12 protein-coding genes and 1 pseudogene are annotated in these 17,082 nt (G+C 51.5%); 9 read left to right on the plus strand and 4 right to left on the minus strand.

The window, feature by feature from the left end:
• The first annotated feature begins 251 nt into the window (after positions 1 to 251).
• Positions 252 to 1,016: an ABC transporter ATP-binding protein gene (locus DQG13_RS14695; RefSeq protein ID WP_113020536.1), complete on the plus strand. Its 765-nt coding sequence runs from the start codon at positions 252 to 254 to the stop codon at positions 1,014 to 1,016.
• A complete protein-coding gene (locus DQG13_RS14700) occupies positions 991 to 2,853 on the plus strand; it encodes an ABC transporter permease (RefSeq protein ID WP_113020537.1) in 1,863 nt (620 codons plus the stop codon). Before DQG13_RS14695 ends, DQG13_RS14700 begins: the two co-directional genes overlap by 26 nt.
• A 90-nt stretch (positions 2,854 to 2,943) precedes the next feature.
• On the opposite strand, the gene DQG13_RS14705 is transcribed toward DQG13_RS14700, so the two are convergent.
• Together DQG13_RS14705 and DQG13_RS14710 are read right to left on the minus strand one after the other, a co-directional pair.
• On the minus strand, positions 2,944 to 3,600 hold the full coding sequence (locus DQG13_RS14705; RefSeq protein ID WP_113020538.1) for a CBM96 family carbohydrate-binding protein: 657 nt from the start codon (positions 3,598 to 3,600) through the stop codon (positions 2,944 to 2,946).
• Positions 3,597 to 6,308: a glycoside hydrolase family 9 protein gene (locus DQG13_RS14710; protein WP_113020539.1), complete on the minus strand. Its 2,712-nt coding sequence runs from the start codon at positions 6,306 to 6,308 to the stop codon at positions 3,597 to 3,599. Before DQG13_RS14710 ends, DQG13_RS14705 begins: the two co-directional genes overlap by 4 nt.
• A 398-nt stretch (positions 6,309 to 6,706) precedes the next feature.
• On the opposite strand from DQG13_RS14710, the gene DQG13_RS14715 reads away from it, so the two are divergent.
• The 4 genes from DQG13_RS14715 to DQG13_RS14730 all read left to right on the plus strand — a co-directional run bounded on the left by DQG13_RS14715 (position 6,707) and on the right by DQG13_RS14730 (position 11,274).
• Positions 6,707 to 7,660: an ABC transporter permease gene (locus DQG13_RS14715; protein WP_113020540.1), complete on the plus strand. Its 954-nt coding sequence runs from the start codon at positions 6,707 to 6,709 to the stop codon at positions 7,658 to 7,660.
• A 26-nt stretch (positions 7,661 to 7,686) separates the two neighbouring features.
• Positions 7,687 to 9,255 carry an extracellular solute-binding protein gene (locus DQG13_RS14720; RefSeq protein WP_113020541.1) on the plus strand — a complete coding sequence of 523 codons (1,569 nt, stop codon included), beginning with the start codon at positions 7,687 to 7,689 and terminating at the stop codon, positions 9,253 to 9,255.
• 75 nt (positions 9,256 to 9,330) lie between these two features.
• Positions 9,331 to 10,203 (plus strand): carbohydrate ABC transporter permease, encoded by an 873-nt coding sequence (locus DQG13_RS14725; RefSeq protein WP_113020542.1) that lies wholly within the window; start codon positions 9,331 to 9,333, stop codon positions 10,201 to 10,203.
• 87 nt (positions 10,204 to 10,290) lie between these two features.
• Positions 10,291 to 11,274 carry a DMT family transporter gene (locus DQG13_RS14730; protein ID WP_113020543.1) on the plus strand — a complete coding sequence of 328 codons (984 nt, stop codon included), beginning with the start codon at positions 10,291 to 10,293 and terminating at the stop codon, positions 11,272 to 11,274.
• Positions 11,275 to 11,662: 388 nt separating this feature from the next.
• Here DQG13_RS14730 and DQG13_RS14735 read toward each other — a convergent pair whose 3' ends face one another.
• Together DQG13_RS14735 and DQG13_RS14740 are read right to left on the minus strand one after the other, a co-directional pair.
• Entirely contained in the window at positions 11,663 to 13,951 is a 2,289-nt protein-coding gene (locus DQG13_RS14735; RefSeq protein WP_113020544.1) for a helix-turn-helix domain-containing protein, read from the minus strand.
• 114 nt (positions 13,952 to 14,065) lie between these two features.
• Positions 14,066 to 14,380 (minus strand): hypothetical protein, encoded by a 315-nt coding sequence (locus tag DQG13_RS14740; protein ID WP_258525681.1) that lies wholly within the window; start codon positions 14,378 to 14,380, stop codon positions 14,066 to 14,068.
• Between the two features lie 232 nt (positions 14,381 to 14,612).
• On the opposite strand from DQG13_RS14740, the pseudogene DQG13_RS14745 reads away from it, so the two are divergent.
• The 3 genes and pseudogenes from DQG13_RS14745 to DQG13_RS14755 all read left to right on the plus strand — a co-directional run.
• A pseudogene (locus DQG13_RS14745) lies at positions 14,613 to 14,948 on the plus strand (response regulator transcription factor); the annotation flags it as partial.
• A 98-nt stretch (positions 14,949 to 15,046) separates the two neighbouring features.
• Complete coding sequence (locus tag DQG13_RS14750) at positions 15,047 to 16,075, plus strand: sensor histidine kinase (RefSeq protein WP_146767158.1); 1,029 nt, start codon at positions 15,047 to 15,049, stop codon at positions 16,073 to 16,075.
• Positions 16,076 to 16,251: 176 nt separating this feature from the next.
• Positions 16,252 to 17,022 carry an amino acid ABC transporter substrate-binding protein gene (locus tag DQG13_RS14755; protein ID WP_113020547.1) on the plus strand — a complete coding sequence of 257 codons (771 nt, stop codon included), beginning with the start codon at positions 16,252 to 16,254 and terminating at the stop codon, positions 17,020 to 17,022.
• Positions 17,023 to 17,082 lie beyond the last annotated feature (60 nt).

Consider the following 17,082-nt stretch of genomic DNA (forward strand, 5'->3'; position numbering starts at 1 on the left):
ATTGAAAGATGAATCGATAGTTAAAGACGCGGGGCAACGGTATGCTAGGGTGTGTCTGAAAACTCCGAGGGGAGCAGATTTCAGTGAATTTTCGTTCCAGGCAAGGCACTTTTGTGAAGGCGTACCGGGGGTACGTCAAGCAAAAGTAACGAAGCAAGGGGCGAAAAGGCGGTGAAAGATGCCCTCAAGCGAGTATTCAGACACACCCTAACAGCAGATCCAATGATCGTAACGGAGAGGAGATTCTGTGCATGCTGAGTGTAAAGCAGGTGAGCAAAATATACGAGGGAAAAATCAGCTACCGCGCTTTAACGGATATCGATTTAACGATTGAAGCGGGAGAATTTGTCGGAATCATGGGTCCGTCCGGAAGCGGAAAAACGACCCTGCTTAATATCATCGCCACCATTGACGAGCCGACCACCGGAGAGGTGCTCATTAATGGAAGCAACCCCCACCGGCTGAAAAAAGATGGACTGGCCAAGTTTCGCCGCCGGGAGCTGGGCTTCGTGTTTCAGGATTTCAATCTGCTTCACACGCTGACGGTGGAAGAGAACATCGTGCTGCCGTTAACCTTGGATGGAAGCAAGGTACCGGAGATGAAGCAAAAAGCATACACCATCGCCGACAAGCTGGGAATTACGGAAATCATGAAAAAACGGACGTATGAAATTTCCGGCGGACAAGCGCAAAGAACCGCTATTGCCAGGGCGATGATTCATTCTCCGAAGCTGCTGCTTGCCGATGAACCCACCGGAAATCTGGATTCCAAATCCTCCAAGGATGTGATGGAAATGCTGGAATCCATCAATCGCAATGAGCGGACGACCATGATGCTTGTCACCCATGATCCGCTGGCGGCCAGCTATTGCAACCGGGTGGTGTTTATCCGCGACGGAAGGCTGTATTCGGAAATCCACAGAGGCGACAATCGTCAGGCCTTCTTCCAGAAGATCATCGACACACTTTCGTTGCTGGGAGGGCACGCCAATGACCTTTCGTCAATTCGCGTTTAATAACGTCGCCCGCAACAAAAGATTGTATGCCGCCTATTTCTTAAGCAGCATGTTTACGGTTATGGTGTTTTTTACCTTCGCCATATTTCGATTTCACCCTGCGTTAAGCGGAGATGGGATGGATGGCAGTGTTGCCCAGGGCATGAACATTGCCGCGGGGATTATTTATGTGTTCTCCTTCTTCTTTATCCTGTATTCGATGAGCTCCTTTTTGCAATCGCGAAAGAAGGAGTTCGGCCTATTGATGATCCATGGGATGTCCATGAGGCAAATCCGCTCGATGGTGTTTCTGGAGAACATGATTATCGGCTTTTTCGCCACATTGGGCGGCATTGTGTTGGGGTTGGTATTTGCCAAGGCTATTTTGTTGCTGGCCGAGAACGCGCTGATCATCGAAAATAAGCTGAACTTCTATATACCGGCCCTGGCGGTCATGTTAACCTTCGGTTCCTTTATCGTCCTGTTTTTCTTTATTTCTTTGTTTGTTTCCTACGTGCTGCGAAGCAGAAAGCTGATTGAGCTGCTTAGGGGAGACAAGAAGTCCAAAGGGGAGCCAAAGGCGAATATAGCTTTAGCCGTTATTGCCGCCCTCTTGCTTGGCGCAGGCTACGCGATTGCATTGATTGTGCAGGGAACGCTTGTAATAGCTGTTATGCTGCCGGTGGTGATAATGGTGATTATCGGCACGTATCTGCTTTTCACCCAATTAAGCGTTTTTGTGGTACGCCGTTTGAAGAATAGGGAGACCTTGTTTTGGCGTAAAACCAATATGATTCTGTTCTCCGATCTCTCTCACCGGATGAAGGATAATGCCCGGACGTTCTTCCTGGTAGCCGTCATTTCAACGGTAGCGTTTAGCGCCATCGGGACCTTGTTCGGATTTCAAACCTTTCTGACCGCAGGCATCAAGGCAACCAACCCGAATACGTTCACTTATTATGGGGATGAAAATGAAGCGCAGGATGTGGCCTTGATTAACGGGACGCTGCAGGAGGAGCAGATTAAGGCAAACCAAGCGCACGCTGTTCTTCGTTATTTTGAAGTAGGCAGCGACAAAGTGCTCATCGCCAAACAATCCGATTTTAACCGCTTTGCAGAGCTGATCGGGGAAAACACGGTCAATGTTAAGGATGGACAAGCGCTGGTTGTCGAGCTTGAGGTGATGTCTTTTGGGCAGAAAAAAGAACTGTCGAACAAAACGATTGTACTCCCGTCAGGCGCCGCCTTGCATCCGGAGGGAACGCTGCGTTCAAGGGCATTGCACGCATGGGATTCGTATTATGTCGTCTCGGACATAGACTACGAAAAACTTCCGGCCCCGGCGAGAGAAGAAAGCTTTTATGCCTGGCAAGCGACGGAAGGAAAGCAGCATGTATTGGCCACCGCGGCAAAGCTGTATGAAAAACTGCCGAAGCAAATCAGTTCCGGCGAGTATGAGGTCTACCAAATTATGAAACAATACGGACCGATCTTGTTTGTCGGACTGTTTATCGGAATTGTCTTTTTCGTCTCCGCCGGAAGCTTTCTCTATTTCCGCTTGTATATGGATGTGGACGGAGATAAACAGAAATTCATGACAATTGCCAGAATGGGCTTAAGTGAAAAGGAACTGGAGAAGGTGTTGAACCGGCAAACAGTCATCCTGTTTTTCGCTCCCATTATCGTCGCGCTCCTGCACGGGGCAGTGGCATTGACGGCCCTATCCCGCCTGTTCTTCTATGATCTGGCCAAGGAATCGGCGATTGTGCTGGGCGTTTTCCTGGCTATCCAAATCATTTACTTTTTCATTGTGCGATTCTTCTACACGAAGCAGATTAAGGCTGCGATTCATATGTAGCCTTCAATTGAAGGGGGACTTTTGCTTGCAGAAAGCAAAAGTCCCCTCCGCCGTTTTTGGCGGAAGGGACCGGGTCAAGCTGTAGGATAGTCAGGGAGCAAGGATCAGCTGCGGCTTATTGGCCCCGGCCTCCTTGGAGGCGAACCCGATGATGCCTTGGGAATTGGCCGCGCCTTCGTTCACCAGCAGGAAGGACACCTTCTTGTCCGCCATCTGACTGTTGATATAGCCGGTTACGTCGAAGCTGTACCATTTGTTCAACCCGTTGTTCATGGCAGCCTGCCTGATCAACGTGCTGCCGGCCGGAGCATTGCTCCAGGTCAATGCCGTTTCGCTCCAGCTTTCGTCGGCTGTGGCGTACAGCTTGACTGTTCTGGAGGTGCTGCTGCCGGCATTGGTCACATACAGCCACAATTTGGCCGATGATGCGCCGGAGCCGCCAAAGGCGCCGAAGTCGAACTTCAGGTAAGACTTCCTTTTATAGTCGACTGCGTCCGACTTAACCTCCAGAAGCGGGTCTGCGCCGTAATTTTGGCTGGCGTAGGTTCCGTCTCTTACGTAAGCGTCGTCCGTCGGCGTAAAGAGATAATCGGCAACGTATAATGGAGCGCTCGGCGTTGTAACCGCGTCGGAGGTCGTATCGGTTGTCTGATAATAATAGGTATGGCTTCCCTGCGGTAGCCGGACCGCAAGCGTATAGAGCTTGCCGTCCGTATAGGTTGCATCCGCCGGGACCGCTTCTGTCATGGGGTAAATAATGCCGTCAATACCACATTAACCGCAAACGGCTTCTGATTGTCCGCATCCGTATAAGTGGCGTGGAACGTAAATTCCGTGTCCGTTCCGCCCTCCGTCGGAGCTGCGGCAAGGGAGCTTAGTGTGGGAGCCGTGCCGCTTGCCTGGTTGGTCCCTTTGATTTCGTCCACCAGCATCTCGCCGTATTGGCCCCCGGTTTGGCTCAGCCACAGAACAATGTGGGCGCTGCTCTTATTCAGCGCCGGGTAGGCGTTCAGATCAAAATTGTAGTCCGTCCATGCTGCGGGAACATTGAGCCAGCCGGAGAGATAATATGTGCTTTGGCCGTCTTCAATGGAAATCCGGATTCGGCTGTTGGGATATCCGGGATTTTTCATCGGAATCGTCAGATAACGGTATCCCGACAGCTCGGCCGCATCCTTTTCCGGCTCGAATTTGGCCCAGGATTTGCTGGAGGACGGCGTCTGCGCGAATTTGCCCGCTGTTCTGCCGTCAACCGTGGTTTTGGCGTAGGTCCCTGTTCCGCCGTCCTGGTTCCACCAGTTTACCCAGTTGGAGCCTTGGCTGCCCCATGTGCCGCCTCCGCCAAAGTCATCATACAGCAGAGGATGGGTCGGGTCCGGCAAAGGCGGCGCCACAGTGAAGTGGGTGCTGCTGTTGGTTGTGCTGCCCGCCGGGTCGGTGCCTCTGATATCTACCCGGATATTGGACAAAGGCGTGAGCGTTGAGGTATTGATGGTTCCGGTATAAACCCCTTGGGCCCGTCCGTCGGGGCTCATGGGCGTGAAATCCGCCAAGCCGGGTCCTTTGTATTCGATGCTGCTTAGCGGGCCGGCAGGCTGGGCGAAAATTCCTACGCTGCCGGTGACGTAACTGCCGATGACAGGAGCCGTTATGGGCATATGAACGGGATACGCTCCGCCGGAGGTGTCCGTCCCGCCCAGATTGGTTAGCCCCATGACGGTATACAGCAGGCCGGCCTGAATGCTGATGCTGTATTCGTTGTACCGCCATTGCTGCGTGTCATCCTGCCACAGCGGCCGGTCCTGGTACCAGGGACTGACGCTTTTTTTGTTCTTCGTGTCTTTAATGACCGGTCCGCTGACCATGGCTCCGGGAATGACCACTCCGGTATTCGCGTGGCTGTAAGCCTGCTCGTCCAGCCGCGTGTGCAGAAAGTCCACATGGTCCGTGCCAATGCCCGACACCCAGCTGATGTTCCAGGGATTGGCGCCGAATATCCAATACAATCCCTTCTGCAAGCTGCGTAAAACGGCCGGATCTTGGAAAAGCTCATAATATCTGACCATATCTCCCAGATAGGACGCCAACGGTTCGTTCACGCCGAAATCGCCGAACCGGTTGACCACCCCGTAAGGCGTGTCGTCGGCAAGGGACATAAACAGATCGGCCTGTTTCTTCAACAGATTGCGGATATGCGTCTGGGTCCCCGGATTCGCCGCCGGATAAAACTCCGCCAGCGAAAGAGGACGCAGATCCCAATAATTGGTTGTGTACAGATCGGAGAATGTCAACGCATTGATCCGGTTGGTCGCTGAGGTTCCGTAAGCTGCGTTGCCGGTCAGCAGATATAATTCCACCTCCGCCCACAAAAGCGTGTTGGGAATGCCGCCGTTTGTGGCGTAGGAACCTCCGGGGCCGGTCTGATTGGCTACCGTATAATTGTAGAAGGTGATGGCAGCCGCTTGGCATGCGGCGGAGAAGGTCTGGAAATCAGCCGTCTGGGCAGGGGCTATGTGGCCGTTGGCCAGCGCGTTGTTGATGGCTCTGGCCGTAGCCGCCAACGCTCCGGCCGCTTTGCCCGAGCCTCCCACGCCAGGCGTGTTCAGCTTCCGGTCGTCGGCGGTGCCCGGAATATTGTCTGTGGACTTCTCCGGATGCACGAAACCGGCATTATTGCTCAGATTGTACAGCGCCCCGCCCAACTGGTCGGCGAACTTAATCAGATATTCGCTTCCAAACCGGGCTTCGTCGATCAGATCGGGCACGCCGTTGCCGTCGTTGTCGAAGCGGACGTCGGCGGACGACGCATGGCGCAGATACGCCAGCGCAATTTCTCCGGCAACCCACTGGTTCCCGGCGTATTTGCCGTAGTCTCCCGCATCGTACCAGCTTCCCGACAAATCATAATGCACCGTGCCGTCCTGGGACTTGGCGTCATCCAGATGGCTGGCCGGATGGAACACCTTGGCGGAAGGAGCCACGCTGCTGTAACCGGCGGGATACGCGTCCGACGTTGCCATGCCCGAGCGCTGAATCCGGTAAAAGGCGGTCATTTCATCCTTATAATCGCTCCATACATTAGACTGGATCGGGAAAAGATACGATGAAACGCCGTTGCTCTTCACCGTAAAACTCGCCCCCGTCTGCGCAACGGCGGAAAAATCGATGCTGTACACCCGGCTGTTCCAGGTGACGCCCTCATCCTGCATGAAGCCGTTGGCTACCACCGTGGAGCCGTTTAGAATCTGATAGCTGGTGTCGGTCAGAGCATCGGTGGCGATCACATACGCAACCTTATAGTCGCTTGCCGAATACCCGGCCTGGCTCACGGCAATCTTGACGACAGTACCCGCAGCGCGGGAGACGGCCGGACGCACAAGGCATAAACCAAACAGCAGAACAAAGCAAAGACCTAGGCACACCGGACGTTTAAACCGTTTCATCATTGCAGCCATAATGGACACTCTCCTCCATATTAATGAATTGTTTTACCAACCAGGCTTGCCGCACCTCCTTCATGATGGCAGTTGTAAGCGCTGAAGCGGATATTATTGGCAACGCTTACAAAAACGATGGTAGCTTATCCCAAACCTTGCGGCAATCAACACTTTATGCATGAACAAACATAACTTTCCTTGCGCGCCTTTTACCCCGTTCGGACGATACGCTTTTTTTGCAGCGAATACACATTATTTATGTCCGACCGCCTCAAAATACCGCCGATACTGGGGGCAAGGCTCACTTTATTTCCGCATAAAGTGGAGATTGATGAAGCGCTCTTGGGTGAACTAAGATCAGGGTGAAAGCGGGGGCATACAACAAATACAAGGGGAGAGGAGGTAGGAAAGAGACGATGAATGGAGAAATGGTATGGAAGACAGAAGCGCAAAAAAAACCCGCTGCGGGCAACAAGTGGCTCAGACTGCTGGTCAAGGAAAGGTATTTATGGTTAATGGCTTTGCCGGGCATTCTTTATTTTGTAATCTATAAATATGTGCCCATGCTGGGGGTCGTGATCGCCTTCCAAAAATATTCGCCGGGCAAGGGCTTTCTGAACAGCGAATGGGTAGGGCTGGATAACTTCCGGCGCATCTTCGAAACACCGGAAATCGGCCAATATTTTATGAATACCGTTATTATCAGCTTTTACCAAATTGTATTTGCCTTTACGGTGCCGATCTTCATTGCCATTATGCTCAACGAGCTAAGGTCCGTGGTATTCAAACGAGTGATTCAGACCTTGCTGTATCTCCCGCATTTCCTGTCCTGGGTTGTCGTTGCGGGCATATTCTACATGCTGTTCAACAGTGAAGGGTCCTTTAATCATTTCCTGACCGGCATGGGCTTTGATCCCATCAACATTCTTTCAAGCAAGGATAATTTCCGGGAAATGCTGGTGGCTCAGGTAATTTGGAAGGAATCCGGCTGGGGCACGATTATTTATCTGGCCGCATTGACGGGAATTGACAACGAGCTGTACGAGGCGGCCAAAATCGATGGAGCCGGCCGTCTGAGGCAGATTTGGCATGTGACGCTGCCCGGCATCCGGTCGACCATTGTCATCCTTTTTATTCTCCGTCTGGGCGGAGTATTGGATGTGGGCTTCGAGCAGGTGTATCTGATGCTCAATTCCGCAGTATCCGAGGTTGGCGAGGTTCTGGATACCTATGTCTACAGAGTAGGGGTCGTCAACGGGAATTTCAGCTTTACGACGGCTGTCGGTTTGTTCAAGGGTGTGGTCGGCATGATCCTGATTGTCTCGGCCAACAGACTGGCCCGGATATTCGGCGAAAGAGGCATTTACTAAAACCAATTTGGAAGGGTTGGGTATCTGTGAAAATAAATAAAAAAACGGTTGGCATCATTACGGCTGTTGCATTAACTTCTTCCATGCTTGCGGCCTGCGGCTCCGACGGCGATTCAGCGGAGCCGGGCATCGCCTCTTCGTCCTCCCAAACGTCCCAGCCTTCCCCGGCCGTGGACAAGAAATACAAGGTCAGCGCAATGAGCATTCTTTACGGCGCTGCGCCGCCTGAGAACGGCACGGGACGGAAAGCGATTGAGGAGCGGTATAACATCGATTACGAATTTATACCGGTGGCCTCCGGCGAATACAATAACAAGCTGGGCGTCACGCTGGCATCGGGGGATATTCCGGACGCCTTGCTGTTCCCGGGCCTGGATTCGCTCTATTTCAATGCCATTGACAGCGACCGCTTCCTGCCGCTGGAGCAATATTTGAATGACAAAGAGAACTTTCCGAATCTGGCCAATCTGCCCAAAGAGGTTATGAACAATCTGAAATACAAGGGGCATATTTACGGGATACCGCGGTTGAGAGGCATTCCGGGACATACGATCACATTGCGCAAAGACTGGCTTGACAACCTGGGGCTGAAGGTGCCCACAAACTACGACGAATTGTACAATGTGATGAAAGCCTTTACAGAAAACGACCCGGACGGCAACGGCAAAAAGGATACCTACGGCACCTCGATCGGCGTCAACAGCGGAGCCATCATTATGATAGGCGCTCTCCTTGCCCCGATGAAGGCTGGACCCAGCCTGGGCTGGGTGGAAGACGGCAAAGGGGGAATCGTCCCCGGGGAATTTGCTCCCAATGCCAAAGAAGCCTTTGGCTTCCTTGCCAAATTGTATAAGGACGGCCTGATTGCCCAGGATTTCACCATCAAGAAGGAACAGCAGGCCGAGGATGATTTCCTGCTTGGCAAAACGGGTTCCATCGGCAACATGGCATATACCGCATTTAACGTGGACCGGTTGAATAAAGCAAGAACAGCCAATCCCAAATTCGAGATGGTCTCCATCCCGCCGCTGAAGGCTCCCGACGGATCGGAATCGGGCTACCGCAATGAACCCGGATTTTTCGGCGTATTCGCCCTGAATAAAGAGCTGGCAAAGGACGAAGGCAAGCTGAAGAAGGTGCTGAAAATCCTCGATGACCAAATCGGCGACGAGGGAGCCAATTTCTTCAAGTGGGGCGTTGAAGGAGTTCACTACACCACAAACAACGGCGAGAAGGCCGTAACTGATATTGGCAAAAACGAAGGTCCGAGCAAATATCAATTGACCAACCATGCCCATGTGGACGAATGGATTCTGGCCTCCAACGATTCGGACGAAACAAAAAAATTGAAGCAGAATGCGTTTGCCGTTGCCAGCCAAGGCAAGTCCTGGTCGCCGCAGGAAATCGGCCTCTTCTCCAAGACAAATGCGGAAAAGGGCGCGGAGCTCGGCAAGTTTGCAACAGATGAATTTGTGAAAATTATTGTCGGGAAAGAGCCTGTCGATTACCTGGATAAGATTTTTGAGGAATGGAAGAAGAGAGGCGGCGACCAAGTTCTGAAGGAAATGAACGAAGCCTGGAACGCCAGAAAGTAAAGAGCAGCTTAAATCCGTTCAGAGGCTGCCCCGGGTGATTTGGGGCGGCCTCCTGAACAAGCGGGGAGAAAACCGATGAACAAGACTAAACTGCAAGACAGAATATTTGACTCGTCGAATATCGTTCTGATTTCACTTTTTACTCTGATTTGCTTCATACCGGTGGTAAACGTCATTGCCATGTCCTTTGCGCCGTTGAAGGATATTATATCGGGAAAGTTCATTCTGTGGCCAAGCAGCTTCGATTTCAGCGCCTACCGCTATATCTTTCATACCGGAGTATTCTTTACCTCGCTGAAAAATACAGTGTGGATTACCGTTGTCGGCACTATTGTAAACCTGGCCGTTACCTCGCTTTTGGCTTATACTTGTTCAAGGAAGAAGTTCAGCGGCCGGCGGACGCTGCTGTTCATGGTGCTCTTCACCATGCTGTTCAGCGGCGGGATGATTCCCACCTTCATTGTCGTCAAGGCAACGGGACTGATGAACTCGTTGTGGGCCCTGGTCATCCCCTCTGCCGTATCGGCCTTTAACCTGCTGGTCATGCGGGAATTTTTCGAATCGATCCATGAAAGCATTATCGAATCTGCGACAATTGACGGCTGCAACGATTTGGGGATTTTCGTCAAGATCATTTTGCCCCTTTCGGTGCCGGCTTTGGCCACGTTCACCTTGTTTTACGCCGTTGGCCATTGGAATCAATATTTTGCGGCGATTCTATATTTAAATAAATCCTCTCTTTGGCCGCTGCAAATCCTGCTGAGGCAGGTAGTTCTTGTAGGCCAGGCCGACGTGTACTCGGCGCTGAGCTCGGGAGAAGCGATGCCGCTGCCGTTGTCCACCCAAATGGCCACCATCGTGCTGGCTTCGGCTCCCATCGTCGTCTTGTATCCGTTCCTTCAGAAATATTTTGTTAAGGGACTGACTATGGGCGCCGTAAAAGGGTAAGGGAGGTTTGCCGGACGGAAGGGTAAATTTTCGGCTTATGGGAGTACCGGCTCCGAGCCAGTTTTCTGCAGAGGAGAGTTCAAGCAAATGGAATCCCGGTCTTTAAAGAGCTTTTATCCCCATCTTGGATTTTTGTTGGTTTACCTGATTTGGGGCTTGAACATGAGCTCAATGAAAATCGGCGGCCGGGAATGGGACCCCGTCATGTTCAACGGGCTGCGCTACCTGATGATTTCACCGGTTTTATGGGCATATACGTATTTGTCTTTCCGGAAAAAAGGCTTAAGCCTCCGCATGGAGGCCCGGAGTCTGGGGCTGATTTTGTTCCTCGGCGTTCTTTCGGCGGTGGGCATGGAGGCGATGCTGTCCTACGCCCTCCAATATTCCAACGCGGCCAACGGCTCCGTTCTTGGACGGGGCTTTATGCCGATTCTGACCGTCATGATCTCCCTTGTGATCCGGGAGATCCGGCTGACTCCCCGTATTTTGGTCGGTCTGCCGGTTGCATTCGCCAGCGTCGTCCTGATTGTCGCCGGAGGGGAGCAGGGGCTGCACTTCGGGCCCGATACCCTTCGGGGCGATGTGCTGCTGCTTCTGCGCAGCCTGTTCGGCGCCTTCTATCTGATCGGCATGAGCAGGCTGACGGCCAAATATTCGCTGATGCTGCTGATCTCCTGGGAAATGACGGCCGGCGCCCTGTCCATGCTGCCTTATGTCTTGTGGAAGGCGGATGCCGCCTATTTTGCAGGCATTGGCCCTTCGGGATGGATGAGCCTGCTGTACACGGCCTTTCTGGCCACGCTGGTCGGGTTTACGGTGCATAATTGGTCCCTGGCCCGGCTCGGGCCGTTCAAATCCTCGTTCTACGGCTATATCCTGCCGATTACGGCAGCGGTGGCCGGCTATTTCCTGATGGGCGAGACCGTTAACTTGTACCAGATTATCGGCGGCGCAGGTGTGCTTGTCTCCATGTATCTGGTGCAGCGGGACCGGATGCAGACGGGGGTTAAGCTGCCTGCGCGCCCTGCAGCGGCGGCCGGAACCGGGACCGGCAGCAATGCGGCGGGGTAAAAGAGAGGCTGCGCTTTGCGATGTGAACCATTGCGATTCGATTGCGAAAAAAAGGAGGCTGTCCGGGAGAAACTCTAACGAATCTATGTATCGCTATTTGCCTATAGATGAGCCTGTTTGAAATCTAACGAATCGTAGGATCGCTATTTGTCCGAATGTGCGCCGAAAGGCGTTCAAACAGGCGAATAACGCGCTATAGATTCGTTAGATTTTTTATCATGCCCGTTTTCGCGAAATAGCGTGAGAGAGATTCGTTAGCCAGATTCGGCTTGTCCGCAGACGTATGTTTCCGAAGCCGGTTTTCCTGCAGAAAACCTTTTACCTCCCGGTCCTTTCTGCCGAATATGTATTCCCTTGGCCTACTTTTCGGACAGCCCCTTTTGTGCGATCAGTCGGGGCTTTCCTTGCCCGACAAAAACTCCTTCCGGTAATTCCCCGGCGTGTGCCCGGTTACTTGCTTAAATACCCGGATAAAGCTGTTGACCGAGGTGTACCGCAGCTTGTCGGCAATGTCCTGAATGGAGTTGGCCGGGTCGGCCAGCAGATCCTTGGCGATCTTGATTCTGTACTGGATGACATAATCGACAAAGTTGGCGCCGACCACCTTCTTGAAGGAGCGGCTGAGCTGAGAGGCGCTCATGCCAACCAGCTCCGCGCAATGCTGCAGGGATATATCCTGGAAATAATGGTGGTGGATGTGCTCCATAACCTGCTCCACCAGCTTCTGTTCGTTCATCTCTTTTCCCGCGGTGGCCTGGGGCTGGGAACGGATGCCGTCAAAGAACCGCTTCTGGATAAACGCCTCGATTTCCGCCAGATTCCGCAGCTTGGTCAATTCAATCGGAACTTCTTTTGTGGACAGGTGCAGGGAGAGATTGCTGTTATGCTTTTTGACGGTATGAATCATGGCCCCCAGCAATTGCGAGAAATAACTCATCAAAACATCGGAGGTAAGGGAGAAATCCTCTTTGATGATTTGCACCAATCTGGCGAAATGCTGCCGCGCTTCCTCATACTTGAACAACTGCAGGGAATGGATAATCTGCGTTTCCATATCGGTCAGAATGCTGGCTTCATCCGAAATGGACGGGTCCAGCTCGTCGCTGATGATCACCTGGTTGGCGCCCAGGGTAAAGCTTAAGCGGAGCGCATGACGGGCCTGCATATATGCCTCATGCAGATCATGGATGCCGGAGTCCGCATAGCTGATGGAAATGACGCAGTTGATTTTCAAATAGGTGCGAATGGCGTTAAGCAGCGTATCCGCATAGGAGCGGTATAAGGGAAGCACTTCATTGCGGGGCTGGCTTAAGACAATAAACAGTCCCGGCTGGATCATCAGCGTCTTGGAAGGGCCGTTGGCGCCGAGAATTTCATTGGCAATATTCTCAAGGGCATAGTAGAACAGGAATTGATCCTTCATCGAATAGTTGGACTGGAGGAACAGCTGGTCCAGCTCAATAAGATGGATGACAATTCTGTTCGGCCCGAAGTTTTCGATATGGACGTCCTCGCCCTTGACATTGCCCGATAGCAGACTTAACAGGCTGTAGTTTTCCGCGGCGTTCCGGTATTGGTCAATATAGGCCAGAATATGGTTGGCCTCATCCTTGTTTTGCGGCAGAGGCTTGTATTTGCCGATGTGCTGCAGCAGCTTCTGCATAGGGAAATAAACAATGCTGCTGGTTTTGAAGGAAATGGCGATCATGACCAGAATGGAGAGGAGGCAGATGCCAAGCAGCATGTTCCGCAGCTGGTCCGTCTCCTTGGTAATGAGGCCGACGGGAATGACGGAGACATAATACCATTCGTGATTGCCGGAATAAACGGTGCTGATGGAGGTCCGCTTTCCGTCCAGATTGGTGGTGAAGCTGTAATAAGAGGTTCCTTTGGCATGGGATAGCTCGGACATGAATGAGCCGGAATGGATATTGGCTCCCAGAAAGGAAGGGTCGGAATGCAGCATAACAGATCCGGCCGAGTTTACAACATAGTATATGGAGGGATCGTTAAACTCGTCGTGCTTGATCAGCTTGTTGCTTAGTGACGCGGCATCCAAATACAGGATGAAGTAGCCGGCGCTTTGTCCGGAATCGTAAATGTTCAAGGGTCTGACATAGGTAATGACCGGTTTGCCCAGCCGGCTGTTCACATTGGTCCGGGTGCCGACCCATTTGCCGTAATGCAGGTTCTCGTTGGTTATGTCGAGGGCCACCGAATCGTGGAAATCCTCCACACTCAGCACCGGGCCGCCGGAGGTTACAACCTTGCCGAAGGGTTTGCTGTAAAAATCAATCTCGGCCACATGCTCCATTCCGCTTTTCAGATTGGACAGAATATTGCCCAGATCATTCACCGCCGTATAGTTGGTGTGGTCCAGCTCCTCCTTCGTATAACGGAGCAGGGCGGAGTTGTTGTACGTATACTGCAGCATCAGCTCGTCGAACTTCTTGAACTGGCTGTTCATATCCTTCTCTACCTGGCTCAAAAAGACCAGATGCATCTGGTTAACCTGCCTGCTGATGACATTGTTGCCCAGATAAGAGGAAACAAGCGCCATGATGACCACCGGAATGGTGGATAAAATGATCAAGGAAATCAGGAGGTTTTTTTTGATTTTTCCGCCGCCGGGATAATGCGCAAACAGCTTTCGTGCAGCCTGTTGAACTCGAAACATGGAATGATCTCCCCAATTCGGCTTGCGCGTATTTGGACATTATAAGTATAACCATCCGGCGGCCTGTTCTCAATAAAAATAGTGTAAGCGCTTTTTGTAAAAAGAGACCGAAATTTATTTCCGCTTTGGCAGTGCTGCAGCAATTCCGCCAACAACCAGCCCCCATAGGGCATTTACCGTTAAGACGCTAATAAAGGCAATCGGATTCGTCAAAGGGCCCTGCAGCTTCCCGTCAAGAATAGGAGATAGGATGCCGCTGAGCAGGATGGCGAATAATGCGTAGCTCAATCCCGCGTAAACAAGAACGGCAACGGGATTCGGAACTCTTTTCACCAAGACAATAATGAGCCAGGCCAAGGATATGAGGATTGTCATTAGAATGCTTCCAAATTGTTGGCCGATTAAATCCATAACCCCTGTTATCTTCATGAGGGGTCGGTCTCACCAGCGCCAATGCGCCTAATCCAAGAATAAGCCGCCAGTTATCTTTTACAATTCCTTTAGTGCTCATTAAAACTCAGCTCCTCTCATTAACTGGTTTATACTTTAACAAAGAAATGTTGTGAACTTATGACGATGTGTTGCGAATCCTGTGCACTTTAAAAATGGGATGGAATTTTCGGATATAATGACAGCAGGATGGAAAAGAGGAGGCTGTGATGTGGCCGAAACGATATTATTGGTGGACGATGAAGAAAAGGTGCTTGAATTTATGAGTTCATTTCTAAAAAATGAAGGCTTTCAGATTGTTACGGCCCGGACAGGGGTGGAAGCCCTCGCTAAAGTGGAAGCCGCGAATCCGGCGTTGGTAGTGTTGGACTGGATGATGCCGAATATGAACGGGCTGGATGTTTGCCGCGAACTGCGGAAAAAGAGCCGGATCGGCATTATTATGGTTACCGCCAAAGCGGACGAGATGGATAAGATAATCGGTCTTGAGGTCGGGGCGGATGATTATCTCACAAAACCTTTTTCATTGAGGGAGCTATTGGCCCGGAACTAGTCGATCTCTTGCAGGATGTTGACCGGGAAAGTCCGAGCATCCTTGTATTGGATGCGGCTAAACGGGAGATTTTCAAACAAGGGGAGGCGCCCTTGAAATTAATAACCCGCTTGGGAGTCAGAAATGACATCATTATAAATGAAAGATCAGTAGGACAATTGTATTATTATGACCCGGAGATTGCCTATTTCAATAAGATCATGATCGGCATTCCCATATCAGTGGTTCTTGCGTTAATTGGAAGCGGCACGCTGCTTATTATTATTGCCTTGTTCATTGCCTATCAATTGTCGGGATGGCTGGCCTCTCCGCTGAAGGTGCTGCTTCCATCGATTGAACGGTTAGGAAAAGGCGAGCTTGGCGTGCAGGCGGAGGTTAACATGAATGATGAGTATGGAGAGATCGCCCATGCCTTCAATCGTATGTCAATGGATTTGCAGAAGGCGGAGGCTGTGCGCCGGAGCCTTACGGCGGATATCGCACATGAGCTAAGAACTCCTTTGACAATTATGGGAGGGAAGCTGGATGATTTGCAGCAGCAGGGACAATCCATTCGGCCTGAGACCTTGCTGCCGATTCAGGATGAACTCATACGATTAAACCGGTTAGTCGAAGATTTAAGAACCTTATCATTGGCGGAAGCGGGGAAATTAACCCTCCATAAAGCGGCGACTAATATTGCGGGGCTGCTGCAGCAAGTTTGCTCAGCCATAGAACCTCTCGCGGACGAAAAGAGTATTTCAATCCAATGCGAAATAAATACGGTCCAACCCATCATCTTCGCAGACCCAAGCCGAATCAAACAGGTGCTTTTCAACCTGCTCACGAATGCCATTCGCTACACGCCAAACCAAGGAACAGTTCACTTGCGGCTTCGGAATGATACTCAACAAAACCTTGCCATTGTGGTAGAGGATTCGGGTATTGGCATTGCTCCTGAGCATATCCCCCATCTGTTCGACCGTTTCTACCGGGGCGATGAAGCGCGGACAAGAGACGGCGGGGGAACAGGCTTAGGTCTTGCCATTGCCAAACAATTCGTCCTCTCCCATCAGGGCACAATTGAAGTTGAAAGCAGTCTTAACCAGGGAACACGGTTTATTATTCAGCTGCCGTATTAATTAATCTTTCTGCCAGAGCTGTTTTTGTCTAAAAATAGACAATGGTTAATTCGTTCTCGCAAACTATCGACTCTATGTAAGGGGTATGTTATGATAGATTTCTGTGATAACGTGGTAATGGAGTAAAGCGTTTTGTCTTGCTTTGTGAATGATTTCCTACATAATGGAGGGTTAGCATGAAAAGGATTGCGATATTGGGCATGACACTATTGGTCATGATGATGGCTGCCTTGGGCTGCTCCAGCTCAGGCAAGGATGACAAGGAACTGGTAATCGGCATTGACGACAAATTTGCCCCAATGGGCTTCCGGGACGAAAAGAATGAAATTGTTGGCTTCGATATTGATTACGCCCGGGCAGCCGGCGAGCAGATGGGCTATAAGGTGACTTTCCAGCCCATCGATTGGAAGACCAAGGAAACCGAGCTCTCCAGCGGCCGGATCGACCTGATCTGGAACGGCTATACCATTACGGATGAGCGCAAGGGAAAGGTGCTTTTTACCAAGCCGTACCTGAAGAACAGCCAGGTTGTGGTCGTAGCGGCCAATTCCGGCATCACCAAGCTTGCGGATCTGGCCGGCAAGGAAGTGGGGCTCCAGTCCCTGTCGTCTGCAGCTGATGCGCTGGACGGCAACCCGATCAAAGCCCAGATTAAAAAGGTTACGGAGTTTCCCGATAATGTGCTGGCCCTTGCCGATCTGAAGATTGGCCGGGTTCAGGCTGTGGTCATTGACGAGGTTGTGGCCAAATACCATATGTCCAAGGATAAAAGCGCCTTTAAGCTGCTGGATGAAACGCTGGCCCCCGAGGAGTATGGCATAGGCGTGAAAAAGGGCAACGAAAAGCTGCTGAACGAGCTGCAAAAGGCGCTGGACGAGCTGAATCAAAACGGCAAGGCTGCAGAGATTTCTAACAAATGGTTTGGCGAGAACAGGGTGTTGAAGTAATTTGAAGCAAGCGGCGAAAACTGGATTAAGGCTAATCTGGTTTTCCTGCGTTAGAAGGAG

Origin of the sequence: Paenibacillus sp. YN15, assembly GCF_003285005.1 — a bacterium.
In the GTDB taxonomy this organism is placed as follows: domain Bacteria; phylum Bacillota; class Bacilli; order Paenibacillales; family NBRC-103111; genus Paenibacillus_AR.